We start from the raw sequence: 25,675 nt of genomic DNA, 5'->3' as shown, positions 1-25,675 counted from the left end.
GGTAGTGGGCACGGCCCGGGACGGCGCGGCTGCTGTCGCGGCGGTGAGAGAACATCGGCCTGACGCGGTTTTAATGGATATCCAGATGCCTGGCTGTGACGGACTGACCGCCACCCGCCTGATTAAAACTGAATTTCCCGAAATAAAGATTGTGATACTGACAATGAATGATGATGACCAATCATTATTTGAAGCAATGAAAAGTGGCGCGTCGGGCTATTTGCTCAAGAATCTGGAAACGACGGAATTACTGGAGTTGCTGGCAGGATTGCCAAAAGGAGAAACTGCTTTCTCACCGGGCCTGGCCGAGCGATTGCTGCAGGAATTTGTTCCCGGCAAGGGCAGTCAACCAGCGGGAGCGCCGGCAAATGGCGATTGTGCAAGAAAGTCGCTGACGCTACGGCAGGAAAAAGTTCTGACTCTTATAGCCGGAGGCCTAACCTACAAGCAAGTGGCCGAACTGCTTGGAGTCAGCGCCAGAACCGTGAGATTTCACATGAACGAAATCCTGGAGCGGCTGCATTTGGAAAACCGGGTGCAGGCCATTGCCTACGCAAGCCAAACCAACTTAGCAGCGGGGACAAATAAGGCTCAATAAAACTTGTCCGGCAATACCACATTTACCGAGGGAAAATAAAACCCTCGGTTTTTAATTTTTTCCAACAAACATAGTTAAGTAAAAATCGTTTGCAGGATTGTAGTAAAGTGCAGAATACAGGGGCTTACGGCACAGGTGACATCGGGAAGTACAGGTGAGAACATATGTTTCCTGTCACTTGTGACAGTTACCAAACACTACATAATTTGCTATGCTGTGGGTGACATGGCAAGAAGAGGAGGCGGTGGCTAGTGACGGAAAAGCAGCCGGTAATTCTGTGCGGAAAATCGGTATTAATTGACGGGCTGGCTTTAACTTTGGGAAATAAAAGCGATTTTCGGGTCATCACGGCCATTGATACGACGGAGGCCGGGCAAATGATGGAAACCGTGGAACCGGCGGCGGTTATAGTCGACAGTGCTGCCGGCCGGGATGGGTTTGAAACGCTGATTAGGCGTTATCCTGCTGCTCTTGTCATTGCCGTAAATCCCGAGAATGGCGCGACGATGGTTTATTCGCAGGACCAGGTACGCAATGTCGACGATCTGCAAACTATGATCCAAAAACATTTGATTTCGGAACAATATAGATCAGCCCCCGGAACCTGAGCGCGGCACTAGCCCCGGGGAGGAACCGGCGCGGCTAATCCTGGATTATACTGCTATTGATTGATAGAAAAAAATCAACCCAAAAGAGAGGGAAAGCGATGAAAGATAATTTTTCAAATGGCAAAAAACAAGTAATCACCGGTTTCACCATACTCGTCTTGGCGACCTGTCCGGCTTACGCCGCTGGGCCGCCTAACAGCGGCACGCTGCTCGAAAGCATCAAACCGCCGGCGACGCAGCAGCTTGAGGGCAAAGCGCCAAGCATCACCGTCGCAGGACAACAGCCTTTGCCCCAGGAAGACAGTGGGCAAAAGATCCAAGTTAACGATTTTCGCCTCAGCGGCGAGCCGCCTCTGCCGGCGGCGGATCTGCTAAAACTCGTTAAAAGCCAAGCCGGCAAAGAAACAACTCTTGGCGAACTGAACGCGTTAGCCGCGCGTGTCACCCAATATCTCAGGCAGCAAGGCTACCTCGTCGCCTTTGCCTACATACCCGCCCAAGACATCGTGGGCGGAGTGGTCGAAATTGCCGTTATTCCCGGCAAGTATGGCCAGACCAAAATAACCGGCACTGCTCACATCGACCCCGCTCGGCTGCAGGGCATGCTTTTTGCCGCCAAACCCGGCATGATCATCACCAGGGAGCCGCTGGAACGGGCACTGCTGCTAATCAACGACCTTGCCGGCGTCAGCGTCAAGGCCACCCTTACGCCGGGAGAAACTGCCGGCACCGCCGACCTCGTGCTGGAAGCGGCAGACACCGCCAAAACTAGCGGTGCTTTCTACGCCGATAACTGGGGCAACCGCTATACCGGGCAGACCCGCTACGGCGTCCAGCTCACCGTGAACAATTTCAGCAACACCGGCGATAACTTCAGCCTGGGCGGCCTCACCACCGGTCAGGGCATCAACAACTACAATTTGGGCTATAGTTCGCTTATCGGCAACGACGGAGCAAAATTCGAAATCAAATACTCCCATGTTGGTTATACCTTAGGAGATACCTTTGCCGACCTCGGCGCCACCGGCCGGGCGGCCATCACCAGCTATGGCGTGAGCTACCCTCTCATCCGGAGCCGGGCCTTCAGCCTCTACGGCACTTTCGGCGTAGACAAAAAGCATCTCCGCGACGATATTACCAGCACTTCCAGCCATTCGCCCAAAGACAGCAGCCTGTGGAATCTGGGCCTGTCCGGTAACTTCGCCGATAACTGGGGAGGCGGCGGCACAAACGCCTTTGGTCTAACCCATTACCAGGGCAAACTTACCATCAAGGACGCCACAGCGCTGGCTAACGACACCTACAATACTGCCGGTGATTTCAGCAAGACGGTATTCAGCTACCAGCGCCAGCAGTATGTGGCGAAAAATCTGAACTTCAACTTTAATTTTATCGGTCAACTAGCCGACAAGAACCTTGACTCTTCGGAAAAACTGTACCTGGGCGGAGCTGACGGTGTACGGGCCTTCCCGCAAGGCGAAGCTTCGGGCGATGAAGGCTACAAGCTGACGGGAGAACTCAGATGGCGGTTGGATAAATACTCTACCGCCACGAACAGCCTCTACCTGAACGGCTTTTACGACTACGGCAGCGTCATAATTAACAAGAATCCCGTGGGCTCGGGCGATAACCGGCGCAGCCTAGCAGGCGCGGGGCTTGGTCTTATGTGGACAAGGGAGCAGAACTTTGCCGTCCGGATGGACTACGCCTGGAAAATCGGCCAGGCGACAGCCACTGCCGACACCGATAAGAACGGACGGCTGTGGCTGCAGGGCGTGAAATACTTCTAGAAACATGAAACAAAGCATCGCGGACAGGAGTTGGGGCAATGCCGACATTAAAGGAATGGAAAAAGAAGTATGTGGATAAAACCGGTGAAAATGCCATATTGGCACAAGATTATCAGCTTGTTTTTGACGAAAATCACGGTTTTGTCATGTGGAAAAACAATGGTACCTATTTTGATATCGATCACGTTTGCACCGATCAGCTGGAAGCGTGGCTGATTAAGCTTGCGCCGCTCGCCAGATCCCTTCATTGTGCAACCTTTCGGGCTTTGACGAAGCGCAATCCCGCCGCATTCATGCGATTGACGAAATGCAAAGTGAATCCGGCTCTCAGTATGACTCGCAGGAACGGCACGTTTTATTGGGCCATCGAAAAAAATGTAGCGGATTTTACATCCGGTTGAGAACTAGAGGGGGTAACAAAGATGCAAAGAAAATGGCGGCGTAACTGGGTGAAAGGAAAACCCGGCTGGGCGACCTACCGACCAGAAGAAATCAGGGTGGAAATTACCTCTACGGCATCGCGGCTGGCGAAAAAGCTGCTGCCCCCGGTAGCGGCGGCAGCAATCTTCTTGAGTGCTGTCAATGTGGGGTGGGCCAACCCGACGGGCGGCACCGTCACCAGCGGTGCGGCAGCGATCACGACCAACGGTTCGACCATGACTGTCAATCAATCGACCAATAAAGCAATCATCAACTGGCAGAGCTTCTCCATCGCCGGGGGCGAGACAGTGAATTTCGTCCAGCCAGGGGCAACTTCCGTCGCCCTCAACCGGGTTATCGGCAATAGCGCCTCCAATATATACGGCACACTATCCGCCAACGGCAGAGTTTTTCTCATCAACCCGAGCGGCATCTTATTCGCCCCCGGCGCTCAAGTCAATGTGAGCGGCCTGGTGGCTTCCACTCTCAATATCGCCGACAGCGACTTTCTGTCAGGCAACTACACCTTCAGCAAAGCTGCGAATGCAGGCAGCGTCGTCAATCAGGGCACCCTTACCGCCGCCGACCATGTCGTGCTTCTCGGGCCGCAGGTTAAAAACGAAGGCGTCATTGCCGCCCGGGTGACCGCTCTGGCGGCCGGCAGCAAAGTCGGCCTCGACTTTAACGGCGACAAGCTGCTGAACGTCACCGTGGACACCGGCGCGCTGGGCGGCAGCGCGGTCAATACCGGCAGTATTAGAGCCGACGGCGGCCTGGTCATCATGAGCGCCGGCACCAAGGACGCTCTCTTAAATACCGTTGTCAACAACCGCGGCGTCATCCGGGCCCAGAGCGTAAACAATGTCAACGGCGTCATCCGCCTGGAAGGCGGCACGGTGACGAATAGCGGCGCCCTTGACGCCAGCGGCAAAGCGGCCGGCCAGACCGGCGGCACCGTCAAGGTGCTGGGTGATACCGTTACCCTGGCTTCAGGCTCAAGTATCGACGTCGCCGGCGACGCTGGCGGCGGCACCGCCCTCATCGGCGGGGCCTACCAGGGCGGCAGCAGCGAATACGCCGCCACCAATACCGCCGTTGCAGCCGGGGCGACCATCATCGCCGACGCCATCACCAGTGGCAACGGCGGACAGGTCGTGGTCTGGGCCAATGATACCACGAACTTTGCCGGCACTATCACCGCCAAAGGCGGCTCTGCCAGCGGCAACGGCGGCAGCGTCGAGACCTCCGGCAAGCAGAAGCTGACCATTGCCGATACAGCCAATGTCAATACGCTGGCCAGCAAAGGAATCGGCGGCAAGTGGCTGCTTGATCCTGCGGATTTTACGATTGCGGCCAGCGGCGGGGATATTACCGGCACTTTGCTCAGCGGGATGTTAAAAAACAATGGAGCGGTAGAAGTGACGGTTGGCGGCTCAGGCAACGTTGACAATATCACTATCAACGATGCAGTGACTTGGGACACCGTTTGCCCCCTGATACTGATGGCCCGCAACAACATCTACATCAATGCCGCCATCACTGCACCGAATGGCGGTCTGAACCTTTGGGCAGACAGCAGCAATAGCGGCAACGGCATAACCAGCGGCATCATCACCGCCTCGGCGGCGGTCAGTGTTAAAACATTTACTTTAAATAATGGCACCTGGCGTCAGATCGCCAGCGTTTTGCCCGCCTTCAGCGCCACCGACTTCCGCCCCGCCCGCGGCGCCACTTTCATCCGGGCGATAGCGGGCGACGGCAGCACCGCCAGTCCTTACCAAATCAGCGATGTGTACGGCCTGCAGGGCGTCGGCGGTTATAACATGGTGGGGAAAAACCACATACTGGTCAACGACCTCGACGTCAGCAGCGCCGCGGCTTGGAACAGCGGCAAAGGCTTTAACCCCATCGGCTCTGACCCTCTTTCTGGCTACCCCGCGTTCAGCGGCACCTTTGACGGCCTCGGCCACACCATCACCGGGCTGACGATTAACAGACCCGGGGATGGCTATATCGGTCTGTTTGGCTATTCCACAGGGACTATCCGCAACGTGGGGTTGGTGGGCGGCAGCATCACCGGCTCCTCCACTGTCGGCGGACTTGTGGGCTGGAACGCCGGCAGCATCATGGGCTCCTACAATACCGGCGCGGTCACCGGCTCCTCCACTGTCGGCGGACTGGTGGGCTATAACAACGGCAGCATCACCGGCTCCTACAGCACCGGCGCGGTCAACGGCACCAACAGTGTCGGCGGGCTGGTGGGGGAAAACAATACGAACGGCAGCATCACCAGCTCCCACAGCACCGGCGCGGTCAACGGCGCCAGCAACGTCGGCGGGCTGGCGGGAATGAACCTTGGCGGCAGCATTACAGGCTCCTACAGCACTGGTGCGGTCACCGGCAGTGGCACTGACGTCGGCGGGCTGGCGGGCTATAACAACGGCAGCATCACAACCTCCTACAGTACCGGCTCAGTCGCCGGCAGCATCAACAGCTCTTTTTTACCGCGCGGCGTCGGCGGGCTGGTGGGAACTAACGATATGAGCGGCAGCATTACCAACTCCTACAGCGCCGGTGCAGTCACCGGCAGCATCAGCGGCACAAAAGGCGGCGGAACCGGCGGGCTGGTAGGCTATAATAAGGGCAGCATCACCAATTCCTACAGTACCGGCTCAGCCACCGGCACTGTCAGCGCCACAAGCGGCGGCATCGGCGGGCTGGTGGGCTGGAATGACAACGGCAGCGTCACAGGCTCCTACTGGAATACCACCAACAATAGCGGGCTGCCCGGTATCGCCTATGGCGCCACCACCGGTACGAATGCTCAGGCCACCGGTTTAACTGAGGCGCAGATGAAACAGGCTGCCAATTTTGCCGGCTGGAATATATCAGACATCGGTGGCGACAGCACGGTTTGGCGCATCTATGCGGGCCAGACCGCCCCACTCCTGCGCTCCTTACTGACGCAGACCACCGTCAACGCCGACAGCGTAAGCAAGACTTATGACGGCGCCGCCTACAGCGGCCCTCTCACCAACGTGAACTATTCGCCCGGCACCGATACCGGCCTGCTGTCAGGGACGCTTTCCTACGGCAGCGGAAAAAATGCCGGCGCGTATGGGCTGACTGGTCTGTACTCCACCGACAATCAGGGTTATGACGTCAGTTACTCGCCCGGCAGCACGCTGACCATCAACAAGGCGGCGCTGACCGTCAGCACCGGCGACGTCACCAAGACCTACGACGGCACGACCACGGCCGCCGGCAGCGCCATCGTCACGAGCGGCACGCTGTACACTAACGCCAGCAACGGCGGTGTGCAAGACACTGTAAGCGGCGGCAGCTTCGCCTTCACCAACGCCAGCGCCGGGATAGGCAACAAGACGGTAACGGTAAGCGACGTGACCGTGAACGACGGCAACGGCGGTAACAACTACACCGTAACCTACGCCGCCAACACCAGCAGCACCATCAACAAGGCGGCGCTGACCGTCAGCACCGGCGACGTCACCAAGACCTACGACGGCACGACCACGGTCGCCGGCAGCGCCATCGTCACGAGCGGCACGCTGTACACTAACGCCAGCAACGGCGGTGTGCAAGACACTGTAAGCGGCGGCAGCTTCGCCTTCACCAACGCCAGCGCCGGGATAGGCAACAAGACGGTAACGGTAAGCGACGTGACCGTGAACGACGGCAACGGCGGCAACAACTACACCGTAACCTACGCCGCCAACACCAGCAGCACCATCAACAAAGCAGCGCTGACCGTCACAGCCAACAACGCCAGCCGCTACACCGGCCAGGCCAACCCGGCCTTCACCGCCAGCTACAGCGGCCTGGCAGCCGGAGACACTCCGGCGTCGCTGAGCGGTACGCTCGCTTTTGCCACCGCCGCGACCACTAACTCGTCTCCCGGCAGCTACGCGATAACGCCCTACGGGCTGACTTCGCCAAACTATACAGTGAGCTTCGTTAACGGCGTGTTGACGGTGCGACCGGCAAGCAACCCCGCCTACCTCGGGGCCGTGGGCACGGCCAGCCAGACGGGTTCCAGCGGAGGAAGCACTGGCAACGGCTTCGGCCCGAACGGTTACTGGGGCCTGGGGAGCGGCTTCGGTGGCCACATGGGCGGTATTTTCGGCCCGCTTTACACCATCGCCGACTCCGGTATCAACCTTAGCGGTCTTGGACAGTTCAGCCAAGATCGGCAATAGGGAGGAGAGACCTGACATGCAACAGGAAATCTTCGTCGACGGCATCAGCGCCATCCACGTCACCGGACAATTGGTCCGCATCGACCTGATGACCGTCCAGCCGCATCTGAAAAGCGACAACGGCCAGCCGGTAGTCGATATCAGTAATCGGATCATCATGCCGCTGGAAGGCCTCATCCAGTCGCTGGCGGTCCAGGAGAACATCGTAAAGCAACTTATCGAGGCCGGGGTGCTGAAACAAAATCCGCCGGCAGGCGCGAACATCGCCAGCCTGGCGGAGAAAAAGGCGGACAGTCAGCCCGGGCAAGTGTGATTTTTCGCTCAGGTGGAGGGAAAGAGGGGATGGAATTGTTTATACCAAAAAAATTTTACCGGGCAAACCTGCTTGCAGCCCTGGGCATCTTCCTGGCGTTTGGCGCGCCGTCGGCCCAGGCCGCCCCGGCTGCGCCGGCCGCCTCGCCGGTCGGCTGCGTCGACTTTATCTACCTGGTCGACCATCACCCGGATACGGCCAAGGCCAACGAGGCCCTGACGGCGGAGCAGGAAGCGGTGAGGCAGGAATTCGCCGCGAAGTCGGTCGGCCTGGGCGACAGGGAAAAACAGGACCTTGACCGCCAGCTCGGCCAGCGGCTGGAGCAGAAGCGCCTGGAACTTTTAAAGCCCATTACCGACAAGATAGTGGCTGCCGTCAAGGAGGTGGCAGACGCCAAGGGGCTGTCGGTAGTGGTGGGGAAAGCCGTCGTGGTATATGGCGGCGTGGATATAACGGAAGACGTTCTGAGGAAGAGTACCGGGAAGTAAGAAAAATAAAGATGGCCGGCCCGGATAATATCCCGGTCGGCCATCTTTATGACTAATGGTAGAAAATACACCCATCGCATCGGTTAGCGCAAATTATGGAACCAAATAGTCTGGATACGACAATGATTGGCGGGACCCCTACTAGCATAAAATAACAGGACAAAAAAAGGCACCCAGAGTATTTACATATTCCTGGGTGTTTTTTTGCTAGTATCGTAAGGGATAGGAATGTATTGAACCGACGGGCGTTGTTGCGCTTGTTGAGGATATAGCTCCATGAGTTCATATACTTCCAAAGGCATCTCGTTACAAATGCTTGGCAGCTCCATTTCACGTAATTTTTCGCAGGTGATAGGGTAGTCATGGGTCCAGCGTCCTTCGGCCAGCGTTTTAGCCAGGTCTTCTGCTTTTTCAGGGGACATTTTATCCAGTAGCAGAACTCTAACAAATTCCTGCACTTGCCTTACCGCCTTCTCGGCCATATCAGCTAGAATTAAGGTATTGTCGTCAATTTTATCAATATTTTTTTGTTTTACTACTTTTAGGATAGAGGCTGCAGGATACTGACCGAGCTGGGGGTCAACAGGGCCTAGTACAGCGTTGGGATCTAAGATAATCTCATCTGCCGCAAGGGCAATCATAGTCCCGCCAGACATGGCATAGTGAGGTACGAAAACAGTTACCTTAGCCTTGTGCTGCTGAAGGGCGCGGGCAATTTGTTCTGAGGCCAGAACCAAGCCGCCCGGAGTATGCAAGATTAAGTCGATTGGCATGTCGTCAGGCGTCAGCCGAATGGCTCGAAGAATATGCTCGGAATCTTCGACATTGATGTAGCGGCTGATCGGAATTCCCAGCAGACTGATGGCTTCTTGGCGATGGATCAGGCTAATCACACGCGACTGACGTTTTGCCTCAATGCGCTGCAGGAGATTTAGTCTGCGGGAGCCAATACTGCGTTGTTGAAGCATCGGCAGGAGGGTAATCAGCAGAAAAAGGATCCATAGTATATCGGTGAAACCAAGGTTCATATAATCACTCCTAATAAGAGTATCGCCTATAGGTATATTAGCTATGGTCGGGCTGGTTCCCTGCCGCCGGTGAGGTAATGACGTCTTATTTACTTATCTCTCAGACAATTGATCAACATAACTTCATTACCGTGCTTATTATATAGTAGTTTATCTGACCATAACATCATCAACGGAATTCCCCTGCCCCGTTCGCTTGTAAGCAGGCTCTCAAATAACTGCCCCATATCAACTGCGGCTAATTCGGCAATTCTGGCATTACCGCGAAATCCGGCACCATTATCTCGTACGCGGAGAATAAGTTTAGAACCAATTATATTGATTTTTAACCGGATAGCACTGCCGTGCCTATTTGCGTTCGATAGTGCTTCTCCTAAGACCAGTTCAAGTTTTTGCGCTTTTTCACCAGTTAATTTACACAGGAGGTGCTTGATCTGGTGTCTAACAACAGAACGTTGCCCACAGTCCGAATAATCCCAAAATACCGGAAATGCTTTTGGTCCAGAGGGGGCTTGCTGCCCGCTGTAACCCACCTGAATCGCCGCCTTTCATATGTCTTAGCCATTATTTTCGCTGGTGGATTCGTCACAAAGCATGCTGAAAAAGATACTTGTGAGTTCAGGAGCGAAGCATTGTTCTCTAAGATGGAAGTGATGACTTGACAAACATGGCAGATGACTAATGATTTTGAATTCATCAACAATAATTCTACAATAAATTACAATATCCTGCATTAATTACTAAAGGTTTTTTAATAATAGTAATTCGAGTGTGAGCGAAATGTAATCCACAGGCAAACTCCATTAAGCAATGTGACTAAAAAAATACCGCACATCCTTGTGCGGCACAAACATAATTTATGTGGAAAAGGCTGATCTATGAAACAATCCGGTAACCGTAGCCATATACTGTATCTATTTCCAGATCTGTAAGCTTTCGCCGCACCCTGCGGACAAGATCATCTACTACCCGGTCAGAACCAAAGTAATTTTCTCCCCACACTGATTTTAGGATTTGCTCGCGTGATAATGCAATACCCTTGTGACGCGAAAAAAGGCAGAGCAGTTCAAATTCCTTAGATGTCAGATCTACAGGCAGTTTGTCAAGCAAAACTATTCTTCTTTGGAGGTCGAGGTGATACCCTTGTAACCTCGCAACCTCTGTCAGTTCGGAGGCTGAGCCTAACTCACAACGATTCAGTATTTTCCGGGCGCGAAAAACAAGCTCTTTCGGCATAAATGGCTTTACGATAAAATCGGCACAACCTAATTCAAAACCCCAGACCCGGTTAATGGTCTTCTCATGTTCTGAAGTTAATATTATCGGAATCTGAGTGGATTTTTTTTGTATCTTCCTCATGATATTAACCCATTCCTCGCCGTCGGCGTCCAGAATCCACAGGTTCGGGCAATCAGCCACATTCAAGAGGGAAGATGCATCGTTGCTGAAAATAGTAACGTCCCAGCCTTCTTTCTCTAAATAAAAGGTAAGCATTTGGGCAAAGGTCTCGTTGTTTTCACATAAGAATACGCGGGGTGTCATGGCATAACCCCTAGAAAGCATGCAATGTCACGTTTTAAAAACATCCAGAGAAAAGAAATATTCGCAATGGAGCCCAGGTAACGCACATTAGGGCAGATCGTCTGCTAGCGAGACAAAGCGTCAATGCTTTACCAAACCTAATACCATTTACGCATTCCTTTGCGACTTTGCTTAGCCAGTAGCTAAGCAGTTGATAAGAAAAACATGTAAAATCCATACTAAGGCTAGTCCAAGGGGGCTCGCGTTCACCGGGGACTGTTTGCCGTAGTTCACCGCAGGCCATAGTAATTCACCTGTCCTTTCTATATAATACATATACTCTATTATCCATAATTGTAAAAAGTCCTTCCTGTGAGCATTCACAGCCACAAGGCAGACCGGAATACCACCATTAATCCGAAGACTGAATTATTTTATATAATCAATTAAGCTCTGAGTAATGGCCTTGGAACCCACTGCCAAAGATGCATTGTAGGTGTATTCTGCAGACTTTGCTTCGACGGAAGCCTGAGCTACGTCCACATCCTCATTATTACTCATTAACGTCATATATGTAGTATAATCACTCTCGATCTTAGTTTTAGCTCTGTCCACATAGTTCATCCGAGCGCCCAGATCTGTTCGGACTGTTATTGCCAGGTTTAGATTCTTATCCAAATCTCCAAGTAAATCACTAAGATTAAGATCTTTGGTTTGTGCTGTAACTGTCGGTGGAGTCCCGGTTATCTCGGCTGCCTTATATTGTGTGTTACCATCCAGGCCTAATAGAAGCTTGTCAAATACATCAAATAAATTGCTGCCGGCCTCTTGGCCAATAATGTTTTGCCCTTCCACATTTACTGCAATTTCACTACCAAAACCAGTATTGTATTGCATCTGCTGCTTTCCTGGCTCATGGTACTGGTTAGTTAGGTTAGCCTGACAATAAGTAATGAGATCGGCGTCTGATATGGAGTTACTTACCGGCCCGCCAACACTTACATAGTGTCCTTTATAAGTCACTTTCTCACCTAATGAAGTTGATTCGATCTTATAAGGGGGCTGATCGGTTGCAAAGCCGCCAAAAACATATCTACCGGCATAAGATGTGTTCATGATATCGATGACATTGTCTCTAAGTGTACTAATTTCAGACTTAATTGCCTTTTTATCAGCATCACTAATACTGCTGGTGCTGGAGGCTTGTATCGTCAAATCCTTTACCCGGTGAAGCACTTCGCCCAATTGACCTAATGCCGACTCGCTCACCTCCATCCAGGAGGTTGCATCATCAATATTTCGTTGATATTGCTCCACAGATGAGACATAATTACGGTATTTTAATGCACGAGTGGCGACAATCGGATCATCTGAAGGCAGCTGAATTTTGGATTGGGTGGATAGTTTGTCTTGGGCCGTACCAAGCCGACGCAGGTTATTATTAATATTCCAGAGACTATTCTGGGCTAGCATATTATTGGTTATCCGCACTTCGCTCAGTCACCTCGCTATATCGTTATTACCGAAACTGGTTATCCCGAAATAAGGTTAATTGTCTCCTTATAGATTTCGTCCCAGACACTGATAATTTTCCCTGACGCAGCATAGGCTTGCTGATACCGGGCAAAATTACTTGTCTCTTCATTCTCAGATACCCCAGATACGGAAGCGCGCCAGCCATCAACTGTTTTTATCATCCGGCCTTGTCTGTCGGCTGTATTTTGGGCATGAGAACTGTCGGTTGCCAGTGCCGCAATGATGGAGTTCATAAAATCTTCAGGGGTTCCTTTGTTGAACAAGTTACTATCCTTGCATAATTTAATTAACTGCTGGACATTTTCATTGTTGCCATTACCGCCGGTTGCTGAGGCGGCGGCAATCTTGTTAATATCATTTTCTACATCTGAAGATAGTGTCAGGCTTCCAGCCGTAATATGACTATATATTTCATCCTGATCACTACCGCTTGCCATTAGATCGGCAGATGACTCATGATTAAAGGAGAAAAAACGGATTTGTGTTGAACCGTCCAGTCCTTGTCCCCCTGCATGGCCTGGGTAAGCCGCAGTGCCGTCTTTAAGTACGCCTTCGTTAAATGCTTTGGCAAAGGTACGGGCAAATTCGTCAAGCTGGTTTTGGTAATAAGGAATTCCCTTAAATTGCGAACCAAGGCCTGATCCATCCCGCAATTCAAGATAGCTCTGCAATGAGCCGCCGCCTGGATCAAATTCATCGGCTGTGTCTTGCCAGCGGATACCATACATACCGTCCTTGCTGCCACCATCTGCTATTTGATAACACTCTAAACTCCGCGCCTTATTGTCGTTGACCAGGGTTGACCCATTGATACTAATTGACAGGGTTTTGAGTTCACTGCCGTCTGGCATCGTATCTGCTACTGTCACACTAACCTCAATTTTGGCGAGCTTTGAAAGTTTATCTATAAGGAGATCCCGTTGGTCTTCCAGGTCGTTGGCAGCAGCCCCTGCCAGTGTTGTTTGCCGGATACGCTGGTTGAGTTCGGCAATCTGTTTGCTATAGGAATTAATTTCATCAACTGCCACCCGTACTTCGCCGTTGGTATCCTGCCGCATTTGTTTAAAACGCTCGGCAGAGTTATTAAAATACTCACACAACGAAGAGGCGGCCTGACGAAAATTCGTTCGGGGCGAGGAATCCCCCGCAGCTTTCGATAAAGCTTCCATTGATGAATAAAACTGGTCAAAAGTTGTATTGAAGGCATTGCTGGAAGGTTCACCCAGAACCAGTTCGATTTCATTGAGTATCCCTTGCTTGGATTCCCATTCCCCCAGCGAGTCGTTCTCTTGCCAGTATTTCTGATCCAGCCGCAAATCCCGAATTCGTAACACTGTATCGACCTGGGTGCCAATACCCAGTCTGCTGCGCCCGTTATAAACGGCTGCCGGTCCTGCTGCCTGTTGCATAGGTGATTGCCGCGAATAGCCAGGTGTATTGACGTTGCTTAAATTATGGCTGGCTACTCCCAGGGAAGCTTGACTGGCATACAAACCGCGCGTAGCAATGGTCAGGCCCAGAAATGTTGACATCATGTTTGAATCACCTCCCGCCACCTATGTGATCTCAGCCTAGTTCACGTATCAAATCTCCCAACAGACTGTCAATGGTGTTTAAAACCTTGGCATTGGCACTGTAAATCCGCTGATACTGGATCATAGCCGCCGTTTCCTCGTCAATTGAAACCGAGGCGACAGACTGCCGCTGACTGTCAATTTGCTGCACTAGCTTATCCTGGGTATCAGCCGCGCCGTTGGCGTGTTCGCCTGTTGTTCCGAGCCAGGATACCATTGCCTGATAAAAGCTGTTTAAATCCAGGGATGTACCATCATACTTAAAACATTTTTCCTCAGTAAGCATTTTGTAGATGCTTTCGGCAGTTGTGCAGCCACCAGGTAAATCGCCGGCTGAGGCAGACGCTGCAATCTTATTAAGATCATCAAGGACCGGATTGACCTTAACGTTGCTGATACTCAGCGGCTTGGCTGGATCAGCGGCAACAAAGAAGTCTACACCGGTGCTGCCATCAAGCCCAAAGCCGGATTTGTGTAATGCGTTTATTTTGGCAACAACGGTGGTCAGCATGTCATTTAGCCCCTGACGTAAATCACTAATGGAATTGGTGGTTCCAGGTTTAAAGTCAAAAGGAATATTTACCGGGTCAAGGGCTTTGACCATGCCTTGGTCTGCATCCTGAATAAGGCCTAGCATGCTGCCGTTGGACAAAGCTACATCTTCGTTAGCCTCGACCCATTGTACTTTTAGCGGGCGCTGAGCAGAGCCATCGCCGACAGCTTGTAAACTATGTACTTGATCCCCGTTAATTAGCGAAACACCACCAATACTTACAGTAACTAAGTTGTTGGCTTGCTCGGTAACACTGATATCAGCCATGCCAGACATTTGATCAAGCAGTAGATTGCGCTGGTCTCTAAGGTCGCAAGCCTCCGCGCCTCCAAGCTCAGTTTGTAGAATCGCGGTATTGAGCTGTGCGACATTTTTGGCCATGTCATTAAGCTGTTCTACCGAATCCTGAAGGCGGTTGCAAGCATCTTGCTGCAGTTGTTTTAGTTGCTGATCAATATGGGTAAAGGTGTCAATCAAGGCTACGCCATATCCTCTTAAGGCACTGCGAGCGCTCTGGCTATCCGGATGTTTTTTAATTTCATCCCAGCCGTTGGCGAAACTTTGTAGCGATTGCTGCAGGCCGGCCTTTTTTGACCCATCATCAGAGACAAAATCGCCGAGTGTTTGCCCCATCTGCGCTAAGCTGGCGCTTTTTTGCTGCCAATATTCTACATTGGCATTCTGGCGCCGGTAAGTCTGATCAAGGAACTGGTTGCGCAATTGCCGTATTTCTGCCACGCCGACGCCCTTGCCGGTTGAAGTCTTCCCCATTTGCGGGATATTCCATTCCTCGCCGGTAATACGCTGGCGGGTAAACCCTGTAGTGTTTACATTAGAGATATTATGACTAGTCGACGCAAGTCCGGCCTGATTGACATACATGCCTGAAACGGCGACATTGTATAATCCAAAGAAGGAGCCCATATATTCACCACGTTCCCTTTCCTGGTTATTAGCTGCGCCAAGCGTGTTACCTTACCATACCGATTAAATCCTGCAGCAATTGATCAGAGGCTGTAATGATTTTGCTGTTTGCCTGAAACGCTCGTTGCGTGATCATCATTTCACTGAATTGTTCGGCTAAATCCACGTTAGACATCTCCAGATTACTGGAGCTTAACATACTCGCGCCACCTGTCCCTGGTTTGACACCGCCTTTATAATCACCTGAATTGACAGTAGGTACATACAAGTTACCGCCAATTTTTTCAAGGCCGGCCGGGTTGTCAAAGGTAGCTAACGCCAGCATTCCTAAAGGCTGTTTTTGTCCATTGCTATATACACCGGTAATGACACCGTCATCACCGATACTAATGTCATCCAGATCACCGGCAGCATAGCCGTCTACATCAGATGATTTGACTTCATTACTTCCGCTGCTGTTAAAAGTCGATACTCCGGAAAAGTCCAGGTTAACAGTAAACGGTGCGGCACCAGCGTTGGCTCCCTTCGGGGTTAGGGTGATTTGGGGTTTGGTGTTGAAATTAGTATCACCGCTCACGATTTTTCCGTTTTTGTCAAACTTGATGTAGCCACTGGCAGTTACATCAAGTTTTGCATCTGCAGATTTTGCTTCCCAATACCACGATGTGATTGGATTATCTGCGTCAGTGGAATCAACATAACATTTGGAGAATTTCGCCTGAACCTCATAACTATTGCCTAAAGCATCATATACTGTCATTGTGCCGGTATAATCTGCTGGTGAAGGCGGCGTACCGATAGCGTCCAGCGCCGTTCCTTTGGCGGTTTTAGCCGGGTCAAGGTTGCCAGATAGCGCACCCTTGGTCGTTGCCTTGGGGGAAATTATTCTCTTGTTGCCATTATAGGAGTCAGAAAACACGTTTATCGGTTCGGCCGGCTTTTGGGTGTCATATACATAAGAACCGTCAGGCTGCCGCTTACCGCCGTAATCCTGCCACCCGCAGACTTTCATTCCCCCAACTGTCAGATTACCGGCCTTATCTACCCCGAAGTTACCTGCCCGGGTAAACTGGTAATCCCCCCTTTGACCACCTTGAACAATAAAAAATCCACTGCCGCTGATGGAGAGGTCTAAGGGATTACCGGTAAACTGCGGGCCGCCGGGTGTCATGATCATATCTAGACTAGCCACCTGGGCGCCTAAGCCAACCTGTTTCGGGTTAACACCGCCGCGGTTCCCATCAGGCCCAGAGGCTCCGCTTAATACCTGACTAAATAGATCGCTAAAGGTGGCTCGCTGGGCTTTGTAGCCAACGGTGTTAACATTGGCAATATTGTTTCCAATAACATCCAGCTTGGTCTGTTGCGCTCTTAGGCCTGATACGGCTGAATACATTGACTTCATCATAAGGAATTACCTCCTGGTACAAAGTTTTATTTCCTCTATCAGTCAGAAATAAAAGTCAGCCTCCCACTTAGGGTCCAGCTGGGTAGTTTCAATTAAGGCTGGGAAACGCTATACAGCAGATTTGCCGGCACGTTTACGCCGTCAAGGACAACCTTGATTTTTCCATTTTCATTAGTTACTGACTCAACCTTCCCTTTGATGGTTGCTGTCTTGCCGCTCACCGGATCCTTGACAGTCATACTCACTTCTTGGCCTACATGGCTTTGCAGATATTCATACTTATCCTGGGAAGTAACATAATCTGTTGATTGAATTGAATCTACCTCGGCTGCCACATTATCCATAACAACATAGTCGCGGTCTGCATCTTTTCTCACAGATTTGACCACGCCGCCGACCGAAACAAACTCACCTGTCTTACTGTCCTGCACATAACCTTTGCCCTCAAGCCCAATCAGTTTTATTAGATCACCGATCGGTTTGGACGATGATTCTGCAACCTCTACGACATTGTCAAGACTGATGTCTTTACCGTTGATTGTTAGGTAGGACTGGCCATTTTTTGTATATACTGTCTGAACAGTCCCAAACTCTATTGTCTGTTTGCCACTATCATCGGTAGTTGTATAGCTTACGACTTTGCCGATCAGGCCATAGGCTCTGGTTGAATCCATGCTATTGCTGATGTCTTGTAATCGCTGCAGTGAATTAAACTGCGCCATTTGGGCAACAAATTCAGTATTACTTACCGGTTCAAGCGGATCCTGGTACTTCATTTGCGTCGCTAATAACTCTAAAAAGGAATTAGCATCAAGATCATTGCCTGTGCTGCGTTTCTTATCAGGAGTATTTGGGCTTTTCCACCAATCGACATCATTAACTGGGTTAGTACTCATTTCATTCATCCTTTCCTGGTTTCTTGTTAGAAGCTACTAAGATAGACAGGGACTAAATAAATACTAAACAAATATTTTGGAAATATTATGGGATAAATATGTTATTTTTGTGTGAGATTGTCGATTTTTAGTGTTTGCGTCAATTTAAATAAGGTTTATTCTAATAAAAAATACCTTGAACCCACTGCCGATAAAATTCGGCAGTGGGTTCAAGGCGCGTTTGGCTGAGTGTCTTACCGTCTGTGAGCAGGGAATAATATCAGATTAATGCCTCAACATCCCTAGTTCCCCGGCTAGCGGTTCAATAACAAATAAAAACCATTGTGCTATAATAATATAAGCGAACAATTGTCTAAGGGGTATTGTTAATGAGGTATTGGGAGAGTTACTGGCGAAAATATCGGATAAAATTTACTGGAGCAGTAGTTTTTGTGATATTGGAGGCGCTATGCGATTTATTGCAGCCGACCATTATGGCCAGTATTATTGATATAGGAGTGGCTGAACGGAATATTGATTATGTACTGTATATGGGCGGGGTTATGTTACTGGTTACGGCTGTAGGGGCCCTGGCGGCTACGGCCCGCAATATTATTTCCAGTACAGTCTCCCAGCAGGTGGGTACAGAACTGAGAAGCCAGGTATATGAAAAAATTCAGTCACTGCCATTTGCGGCTGTGGATAAGTTTGATCGGGCCGGGCTGGTAACCCGGCTGACTAATGATGTAACCCAGATTCAGTCACTGGTAAACGGGATGATGCGGATCTCCCTGAAAGCTCCGATCCTTGGTATTGGTGCACTAATTATGGCAGTGAGTTTAAATCCTCGCCTGGGCAGTGTGCTGGTTGTTGTCGTGCCGGTGGTGGGTGTGCTGATTTTTATCAATATGCGGGTAGGTTATCCCCGGTTTCTTCAGGTTCAGGCGGCGCTGGATCAGCTGAATCGGACGGTGCGTGAGGCGATTGCCGGAGTCAGGGTGGTAAGGGCATTTAATGGTTTTGTTTATGAGCAAACTAAGTTCAGGGACGTCAATGTCGGCTTTCAAGATAGGTCGGTCGCCGCTATGCGGACAATGACGGTTTTCGGGCCCAGTATTGCTCTGACCATGAATCTGGGAATTGTGGCTGTTCTCTGGCTTGGGGGCAATGGGGTACATAACGGTCAGATGCAGGTTGGTCATATTATTGCCTTTATAAATTATATGACCCAAATTTTGTTTGCCCTGGTCATAGTTTCTCTGGTGTTTAATGTATTTGTTAGAGCCCGGGTTTCTGTCCAGCGCATTGGTGAAGTATTGGCAGTGGAAGGTGTTCCTGATGAGCGGATAAACGTGGAAGATGATTGTTGTTTTCAGGGGAGGATTGATTTTGAGCGGGTTTCTTTCGCTTATGACAAGTCGAAACTGGTTCTCGACAATATTTCATTGACCTGCTTACCTGGAGAAACAATAGGGATTATCGGGCCGACAGGTGCGGGGAAAAGCAGTTTGGTTCAATTAATTCCCCGGATGTATGAGCCGACTGCCGGGAAGATAAAGCTGGATGGACAGGATATCAGCAGGATAAGCCCCTGGCGGCTGAGAGAAAAGATGGCGATTGTGCCCCAGAAAGCACTTTTGTTTTCTGGCAGTATTCGGGATAACCTTCACTGGGGCAAAGCCGAGGCGACCCAGGAAGAGATTGAAGAAGCCGCCCGCATTGCGCAGGCCCATGATTTTATCATGGAGTTTCCGGAAGGTTATGAAACCCGGATTGGCCAGGGCGGGGTAAATTTATCAGGCGGACAAAAACAACGACTGGCTATTGCCCGGGCGCTGGTACGCAAACCCGATATATTAATTCTTGATGATTCCACCAGTGCGGTGGATCTAGAGACGGAGGCCCGAATGAAACAAGCCTTGCAAGCCTACACGGCTGAATTGACTTGTTTCATTATTGCTCAGCGGATTACATCTGTAGTGGATGCAGATATGATTGTAGTACTGGATGGCGGAAGGCTGGTGGGGGCCGGGCGTCATGAGGAGCTGGTGGCAAGCTGCGCTGTTTACCGGGAAATCTGCCAATCCCAGTTAGGCAAGGAGGGCTGTTGATGGCAGATCAAAACCGGCAGGAGAATCCCAAGCAAAGTGCCTACAGCGGCTCCTTTCGCGGCGGTAAGAGACTGGGGTGGGGCAAGCGAGGAACTGTTGTCAAACCGCAGAATTTTTGGAAAACCATGGGCAGATTGTGGGGTTATCTGAGCCAAGAGAAAGGTCAGCTTGCTCTAATTTTTTGCCTGGTGCTGCTGGAGGCAGCGTTGGCATTATTAGGTCCGTATCTTATCGGTGTGGCAGTGGATGCAGTGGCCGCCTATGGTCGCGGTGAATTTCCAGGCCGGTTGGAGCAAGTTCTCTATCTGTTATTGGCTGTCTATACCGGTACGGCAGTGCTGGCCGCCGGTCAGGGCTGGCTCATTGTCGGCGTATCCCAGCGACTGGTGACTGGTTTGCGCCAGGAACTGTTTGCCAAACTGCAAAAAGTACCGCTGGTATATCTGGACACCCAGGGCCATGGCGAAGTCATGAGCCGGTTTACTAATGATATTGATCAAGTGAGCATGACTGTTTCTCATTCTTCCAGCCAGCTTATGGGCGGTTCCATTGCCATCATTGGCTCGCTGGTTATGATGCTGAGCCTTAGCCCGCTGCTAACACTGGCGGCCATGGTTACCGTGCCGCTCGTCATCTTGCTGACCAGGGTGATCTCCCAGCAAACCGGCCAGCTGTTTAAGGAGCAGCTGGCTGAGCTTGGTCGTTTAAATGCCCATGCTGAGGAGACTATCAGCGGCATTGAAGTGATTAAGGCCTATAATCATGAACCCAAAGCCATCGCGGAATTTAACCAGGTCAATGACCGGTTATGTCAGGTAGGTCTTAAGGCGCAAATCTGGTCCGGTTTTTTGATGCCGATCATGAATGTGATTAATAATGTTGGTTTTGCCGCCATCGCTATTGGCGGCGGCATCTTAGCCGTCTATCAGGGGATTACCGTCGGTATTATTGCCAGCTTTTTAGGGTATTCCCGCCAATTTGTCCGGCCGCTCAATGATCTGGGGAATACCTTTAATATGCTCCAGTCTGGGGTTGCCGGTGCAGAACGGGTGTTGGAACTGTTGGATATCGGTGAGGAACCGCCAGATCCGCCTCAGGCAGTAGTGCTAAACAAGCCCCGGGGACAGGTGCGCTTTGAAAAAGTTACTTTTGGCTATCGGCCAGATCAGCCGATTTTGCATGAGATCAGTTTTGTTGCCGAGGCTGGCAGCAGCGTTGCTCTCATCGGACCGACCGGTGCCGGCAAAACAACAATTGTCAACCTGTTAACCCGTTTTTATGATGTTACCGGTGGGGCTATTACCATTGACGGTCGCGATATCCGGGAATATACCAGGGACAGCGTGAGAAACTGCTTTGGTATTGTCCTGCAGGATACCTACCTGTTTTCCGGTACCATCAGGGATAACATCCGCTATGGCCGGCCGGAAGCATCAGATCAGGAAGTGGTGGCAGCGGCGGCAAAGGCGAATGCGGCAGGGTTTATTGAGCGCTTTCCCCAGGGATATGATACCGTGTTGATGGAAAATGGCAGCAATCTGAGCCAGGGTCAGAAGCAACTGCTAGCCATTGCCCGGGTGATACTAGCTGATCCTTCCATCCTGGTTTTGGATGAGGCTACCAGCAGTATTGACACCCGGACCGAGGGGCATATTCAGGCAGCCTTGCAGACGATTATGCAGGGGCGGACCACTTTTATTATCGCTCATCGGTTGAATACCATCAGGGATGTGGATATGGTACTGGAAATTCAAAACGGCAGGATTGTGAGAGGAGCGTGAAAAAAATTGGATATCTTATGCGAGCGCCGAACATATGAGGATAAGCCCATTGCTCACGCTCATTCATATGGTCAGTTGATTATACCGATCCACGGAACGTTGTCTATCTCTGTTGATCAGCGGACGGTAGAAAAACAGCAAAATATTGTATTTGTGCCGCCTGAGACAGCCCATTCCTTCTATGCTCATGCTTATAATCAGTTCTTTGTGTTTGATGCTCCGGTTTTTTACTTTCCTAGTGGGTTAGGCGGGGGGCTTAGATTTTATTCGCTCGACGGACGCTGGCAGGCGATACGGTGTTTATTGTCTGAAGAAGTGGGTAATAAACCTACTTCGGGCTATCGACTCACAGATTTGTTCCGCTATATCTCCGGCTTGTTGGCGCAAGATCAATATTCCTCTTCGATCGACTACATCAGACACAATTTTGATAAAGCGATTACGATTGATCAGCTAGCTGCCATGGAACATTTCAATCCAACCTATTATGCAGAATGGTTTAAACGAAAATATGGGGACTCGCCTATTTCTTATATAAGACATTTGCGTTTTGACAAGGCTAAAGAACTACTTGCGTCCACAGACTATACCATTATGCAGATTGCCCAACAAGTTGGTTACGAAAACCAATCAACATTGACAAAGCTTTTTCAGCAAGAAATGGGAATAACACCACGAGCGTATCGTGAAAAGAGCCGAAAGCGGGTTAAATAAAACACGAGTATTGGTCAAAACCGAGGATGCTTCTCCTGCTATACTGTTTTTCAATAGAATGTAGGAGGGTGTCAAATGCAGGCAAATTATAAAGGGGCACTTTATTTATCCACTGCAGCGAGCATTTGGGGAGGTATGTACGTTGCGAGTAAGTATGCCCTGGAAACAGTTCCTCCCTTTACGCTGCTCTTTATTCGTTACCTGATAGCTTCAGTAATTTTAGTGTTATGGTGCCGGTACAGCAAGGTTTCCATTATACCTAGAGAACATAAGTGGTTGATGTTCCAGATTGGCTTTTTCGGATATTTTTTATCTGTTGGCATGCAGTTTGTTGGCACAAGGCTTTCGAGTGCTCACTTGGGAGCGGCTATTACTACCCTCTCGCCAGTATTTCAGTCGATATTTGCTGTTTTTCTGCTTAAAAAGACAGCTTCAAGGCGCCAGCTTGCTTCAATTACCTTGTCTTTTATTGGTATACTTATCGTAACCGATGCGATTAACACCCTTAGAACAGATACGTTTAATGTAGGGAATCTATTTTTTTTGACGGCGGCAGCACTATGGGGCTACTATTCTGTTCTGTCTAAGAAAGTAGCTGATGCTCATCCAGTGCTGCGCATTACTACCTGGGGTATTTTGCTGGCGACCGTATTTGCTGCTTTTCCTGCCATGCTTGAATTGGGATCATGGGATACTGCTGTACTGGCTGACAGACTGGTCATGGTCAGCATTCTTTATCTTGCCGTAGTATCGACAGTGGTTGCTTATTATTGCTGGAATAAAGGATTAGCGCTGCTCAATCCTCATCAGGCTGGACTATTTATGTTCTTGCAGTCGATCGTGGGAAGCATCCTGGGGTATTTATTGCTGGGAGAAAGCTTGTCGAGTGCCTTTCTTGTCGGAACTGTGCTTATTTTAATAGCTGTTTATGTTAGTATTCGTTCGACCGAGTAAGTCAGTTGAAAACAAGTGGAAATTTTTTTATGTTTTGCCGATTTTTATGAATAGAGTGAGTTTAAACTGGCAATACTAGATATGTAATAGGTGTCCTCCGAGAATTGAGGGTTGCGAAAACATTGAATTGAATAACGCGCATACGTAAGCACCATATACCAAAACCCCTGCCAAGCTGGCAGGGGTTTTCTGCATATGCATCTGATAAAATACTTGACAAAGTCAAATAAAATACTTGATTTTGTCAAGTATTTTTACTATGATGTGTTTATAAGAAAGGTTGCTTACAGTGAATAGGAGGCGTTTCATGGATAAGGATTTGAAGTCGCGGGCAGTTACGATTAGGGATTTTAACCGGTTTTATACTAATTTTATTGGTCTGATTAATCAAAACATATTGGAAAGCCCGTATTCTTTGGCAGAGGCCAGGGTATTGCTGGAGATAGACAAGGCTGATCAATGTACTGCAAGTGATCTTACCAAGTTATTGCAAATTGATCCAGGCTATTTGAGCCGGATGCTTACCCGGCTTATTAGAGAGAAGTTGGTTATAAAATCAAGATCAGAGACAGATGGCAGGGCGCAGGAAATATCGCTAACTAACCTGGGAAAAGAAACCTTTAAGAATTTATCAGATACATCAACTCAGCAAATCGTTAATATACTGGAGACAATTCCAATAGAGCAGCAACAAGCGTTGATTAATTACATGGAAGGGATTCGGAACGTTTTATCCCATCAGAGCGGTAGCTCAATCACTATCCGTACAGGGAGACCGGGAGACTTGGGGTATATTGCTTACCGGCATAGTGTGCTATATCACCAGGAATATAATTTAGATCCAGTGGTGTTTGAGCGTTATGTACTGGGCAGTCTTTTAAAATACGCAGAAAATCAACAGGCTGGAGAAATATGGATAGCAGAGGTTAACGGTAAAATTGCCGGCTTCATTGGGATGGTTGCTTTAGACGAGGAAACGGCTCAGTTAAGATGGTTTCTAATAGAGCCCGAATTTCGAGGTATTGGTCTGGGACGGCGCTTGCTCAAAGTTGCTATGGCTTATTGCAATGAAAAAAAATATAAAAAAGTATTGTTATGGACATTCCAAGGTCTCGATGCTGCGTGTCATTTATATAAAAGCTTTGGCTTTACAGCAACCCAACAAGTTGAGAATAATACCTGGAAAAATGGTTTGTTAGAAGAACGGTGGGAGGTAACCTTATAAAGTAAGACTTAGCTTCAGGTGGGGTTTTAACCCCATCTGAAGTTTAGTCGACCTTATCCAGGGACTTAGCCGCTCTTAACTCCCACTTATAGAAGAGGGAGTCTTAGAGCGGCTTGGTCATCGGATAAAACGAAAATCCCAGCATATGCCGGGATCATCAGTTAGACGCTACTCCCTATATTTAATAAAAACCACATAGTAAGCCACTGCACAAGATATGACGGTTGTTATAAATGCAGGCAGCCAATTAACCAGGTTAACAGCTACGCTAATAATGCCGATGCTGACAAAGGATACAATTATTCCCCAGCGAGTAGAGTTGCGTCTATTAGCTATAATCTCGTGGCGTCTTTTTACATAGAGTGGTAGGTAAAGAGCTAAGCTGGTGATTACAATGCCATAATAGATATATTCATAAAAAGTTATATGCAAGCTGATTCATTCCTCCTTGGCTTCGTATTTCCTAATGTGAGGTATTAGGTGGTGCGGGTAGTTTATTCTTTTTTCTTACTATTCATATTCGTTACTACAAAAATAAAACCTGCCGAATTCGCATAAAATTCGGCAGGAAAGAAAAGAAGAGATTCGGATTAGGGCATTACATGCTGACGCAGCTTCTTTAACCAAGAGAATGCGGCAATCGGATGATACACTATCTTGTTTTGCGGATCGTAGTAAATAAGGTTATGTTTGAGTGCCCTGCTTACCAGCATTTTTACTAATTGCCCCCATTCCCGCTTTAATGGCAAAATGGCATAACAGTCTGATGTAGTGAAAGGGGCCTCCCAAGGGCATTTTTCCATATCGTCATTTTGCAGCTGTTCAAATGAGGGATACTTTTCCTGAAGTTCGCTGAGAAAAGTGGCAATATCGTTAGAGGGTTCCAAGTCTTCCAGATTGCCCTGTAATATTCTTTCATAAATTGTTGCGGCTTCCTGCTCATTCGGCATTTTCTTGCTGTGCCAGATGACTATATTATAGCTCGTGTCATGGATCATCATATACCTGCCTCCGTAGTTTTATTGCTTCCGCAGCAC

At 49.6% G+C, this 25,675-nt stretch carries 22 protein-coding genes; 12 read left to right on the top strand and 10 right to left on the bottom strand.

From position 1 onward, the window contains the following. From B9A22_RS16515 to B9A22_RS16485, 7 genes are all read left to right on the top strand, one after another. Positions 1-598, top strand: a 598-nt coding sequence (locus B9A22_RS16515) for a response regulator transcription factor (RefSeq protein WP_139796284.1), incomplete at its 5' end; no start/stop codon positions are given. A 251-nt stretch (positions 599-849) separates the two neighbouring features. Beyond that, entirely contained in the window at positions 850-1,206 is a 357-nt protein-coding gene (locus tag B9A22_RS16510; protein ID WP_084577050.1) for a response regulator transcription factor, read from the top strand. Between the two features lie 56 nt (positions 1,207-1,262). Then, positions 1,263-2,996: a ShlB/FhaC/HecB family hemolysin secretion/activation protein gene (locus B9A22_RS16505; protein ID WP_139796283.1), complete on the top strand. Its 1,734-nt coding sequence runs from the start codon at positions 1,263-1,265 to the stop codon at positions 2,994-2,996. 38 nt (positions 2,997-3,034) lie between these two features. Next, a complete protein-coding gene (locus B9A22_RS16500; RefSeq protein ID WP_084577048.1) occupies positions 3,035-3,397 on the top strand; it encodes a hypothetical protein in 363 nt (120 codons plus the stop codon). Between the two features lie 21 nt (positions 3,398-3,418). Beyond that, a complete protein-coding gene (locus B9A22_RS16495; RefSeq protein ID WP_084577047.1) occupies positions 3,419-7,633 on the top strand; it encodes a beta strand repeat-containing protein in 4,215 nt (1,404 codons plus the stop codon). A gap of 16 nt (positions 7,634-7,649) precedes the next feature. After that, the gene (locus B9A22_RS16490) at positions 7,650-7,946 is read left to right on the top strand and encodes a hypothetical protein (protein ID WP_084577046.1); all 297 of its coding nucleotides are present in this window, start codon (positions 7,650-7,652) and stop codon (positions 7,944-7,946) included. A 29-nt stretch (positions 7,947-7,975) separates the two neighbouring features. Continuing rightward, positions 7,976-8,434, top strand: a complete 459-nt coding sequence (locus tag B9A22_RS16485; RefSeq protein ID WP_084577045.1) for an OmpH family outer membrane protein — start codon at positions 7,976-7,978, stop codon at positions 8,432-8,434. Between the two features lie 182 nt (positions 8,435-8,616). Here the strand turns inward: B9A22_RS16485 and B9A22_RS16480 are convergent, their stop codons facing one another. From B9A22_RS16480 to B9A22_RS16445, 8 genes are all read right to left on the bottom strand, one after another. Then, on the bottom strand, positions 8,617-9,462 hold the full coding sequence (locus B9A22_RS16480) for an SDH family Clp fold serine proteinase (RefSeq protein WP_084577044.1): 846 nt from the start codon (positions 9,460-9,462) through the stop codon (positions 8,617-8,619). An 89-nt stretch (positions 9,463-9,551) separates the two neighbouring features. Then, positions 9,552-9,995 carry an ATP-binding protein gene (locus B9A22_RS16475; RefSeq protein WP_176215561.1) on the bottom strand — a complete coding sequence of 148 codons (444 nt, stop codon included), beginning with the start codon at positions 9,993-9,995 and terminating at the stop codon, positions 9,552-9,554. 343 nt (positions 9,996-10,338) lie between these two features. Then, on the bottom strand, positions 10,339-11,004 hold the full coding sequence (locus B9A22_RS16470) for a response regulator transcription factor (RefSeq protein ID WP_176215560.1): 666 nt from the start codon (positions 11,002-11,004) through the stop codon (positions 10,339-10,341). A 408-nt stretch (positions 11,005-11,412) separates the two neighbouring features. Then, the gene (gene flgL, locus B9A22_RS16465) at positions 11,413-12,474 is read right to left on the bottom strand and encodes a flagellar hook-associated protein FlgL (RefSeq protein ID WP_084577041.1); all 1,062 of its coding nucleotides are present in this window, start codon (positions 12,472-12,474) and stop codon (positions 11,413-11,415) included. A gap of 41 nt (positions 12,475-12,515) precedes the next feature. Next, entirely contained in the window at positions 12,516-14,054 is a 1,539-nt protein-coding gene (gene flgK, locus B9A22_RS16460; RefSeq protein ID WP_084577040.1) for a flagellar hook-associated protein FlgK, read from the bottom strand. A gap of 31 nt (positions 14,055-14,085) precedes the next feature. Then, on the bottom strand, positions 14,086-15,570 hold the full coding sequence (flgK, locus tag B9A22_RS16455) for a flagellar hook-associated protein FlgK (protein WP_084577039.1): 1,485 nt from the start codon (positions 15,568-15,570) through the stop codon (positions 14,086-14,088). Positions 15,571-15,616: 46 nt separating this feature from the next. After that, on the bottom strand, positions 15,617-16,978 hold the full coding sequence (locus B9A22_RS16450; protein WP_084577038.1) for a flagellar hook protein FlgE: 1,362 nt from the start codon (positions 16,976-16,978) through the stop codon (positions 15,617-15,619). Between the two features lie 92 nt (positions 16,979-17,070). Continuing rightward, on the bottom strand, positions 17,071-17,874 hold the full coding sequence (locus B9A22_RS16445) for a flagellar hook capping FlgD N-terminal domain-containing protein (RefSeq protein ID WP_176215559.1): 804 nt from the start codon (positions 17,872-17,874) through the stop codon (positions 17,071-17,073). Positions 17,875-18,242: 368 nt separating this feature from the next. Here B9A22_RS16445 and B9A22_RS16440 point away from each other — a divergent pair, with 368 nt between their 5' ends. From B9A22_RS16440 to B9A22_RS16420, 5 genes are all read left to right on the top strand, one after another. Then, the gene (locus B9A22_RS16440) at positions 18,243-19,964 is read left to right on the top strand and encodes an ABC transporter ATP-binding protein (RefSeq protein ID WP_084577036.1); all 1,722 of its coding nucleotides are present in this window, start codon (positions 18,243-18,245) and stop codon (positions 19,962-19,964) included. Further along, the gene (locus tag B9A22_RS16435; RefSeq protein WP_084577035.1) at positions 19,964-21,745 is read left to right on the top strand and encodes an ABC transporter ATP-binding protein; all 1,782 of its coding nucleotides are present in this window, start codon (positions 19,964-19,966) and stop codon (positions 21,743-21,745) included. The genes B9A22_RS16440 and B9A22_RS16435 overlap by 1 nt, the downstream gene beginning before the upstream one ends. Before the next feature lie 6 nt (positions 21,746-21,751). Then, a complete protein-coding gene (locus B9A22_RS16430) occupies positions 21,752-22,459 on the top strand; it encodes a helix-turn-helix domain-containing protein (protein WP_084577034.1) in 708 nt (235 codons plus the stop codon). 75 nt (positions 22,460-22,534) lie between these two features. Beyond that, positions 22,535-23,413: a DMT family transporter gene (locus B9A22_RS16425; protein ID WP_084577033.1), complete on the top strand. Its 879-nt coding sequence runs from the start codon at positions 22,535-22,537 to the stop codon at positions 23,411-23,413. Positions 23,414-23,720: 307 nt separating this feature from the next. Next, on the top strand, positions 23,721-24,638 hold the full coding sequence (locus B9A22_RS16420) for a bifunctional helix-turn-helix transcriptional regulator/GNAT family N-acetyltransferase (protein ID WP_084577032.1): 918 nt from the start codon (positions 23,721-23,723) through the stop codon (positions 24,636-24,638). A gap of 168 nt (positions 24,639-24,806) precedes the next feature. On the opposite strand, the gene B9A22_RS16415 is transcribed toward B9A22_RS16420, so the two are convergent. Together B9A22_RS16415 and B9A22_RS16410 are read right to left on the bottom strand one after the other, a co-directional pair. After that, positions 24,807-25,070 (bottom strand): hypothetical protein, encoded by a 264-nt coding sequence (locus B9A22_RS16415; RefSeq protein ID WP_084577031.1) that lies wholly within the window; start codon positions 25,068-25,070, stop codon positions 24,807-24,809. A 158-nt stretch (positions 25,071-25,228) separates the two neighbouring features. Continuing rightward, positions 25,229-25,639: a hypothetical protein gene (locus B9A22_RS16410; RefSeq protein WP_084577030.1), complete on the bottom strand. Its 411-nt coding sequence runs from the start codon at positions 25,637-25,639 to the stop codon at positions 25,229-25,231. Positions 25,640-25,675 lie beyond the last annotated feature (36 nt).

The sequence above is a fragment of the Sporomusa malonica genome (assembly GCF_900176355.1).
Lineage (GTDB): Bacteria > Bacillota > Negativicutes > Sporomusales > Sporomusaceae > Sporomusa > Sporomusa malonica.
The sequence above is the reverse complement of the archived record's forward strand: the minus strand, read 5'-3'. Positions and strand labels throughout refer to the sequence as shown.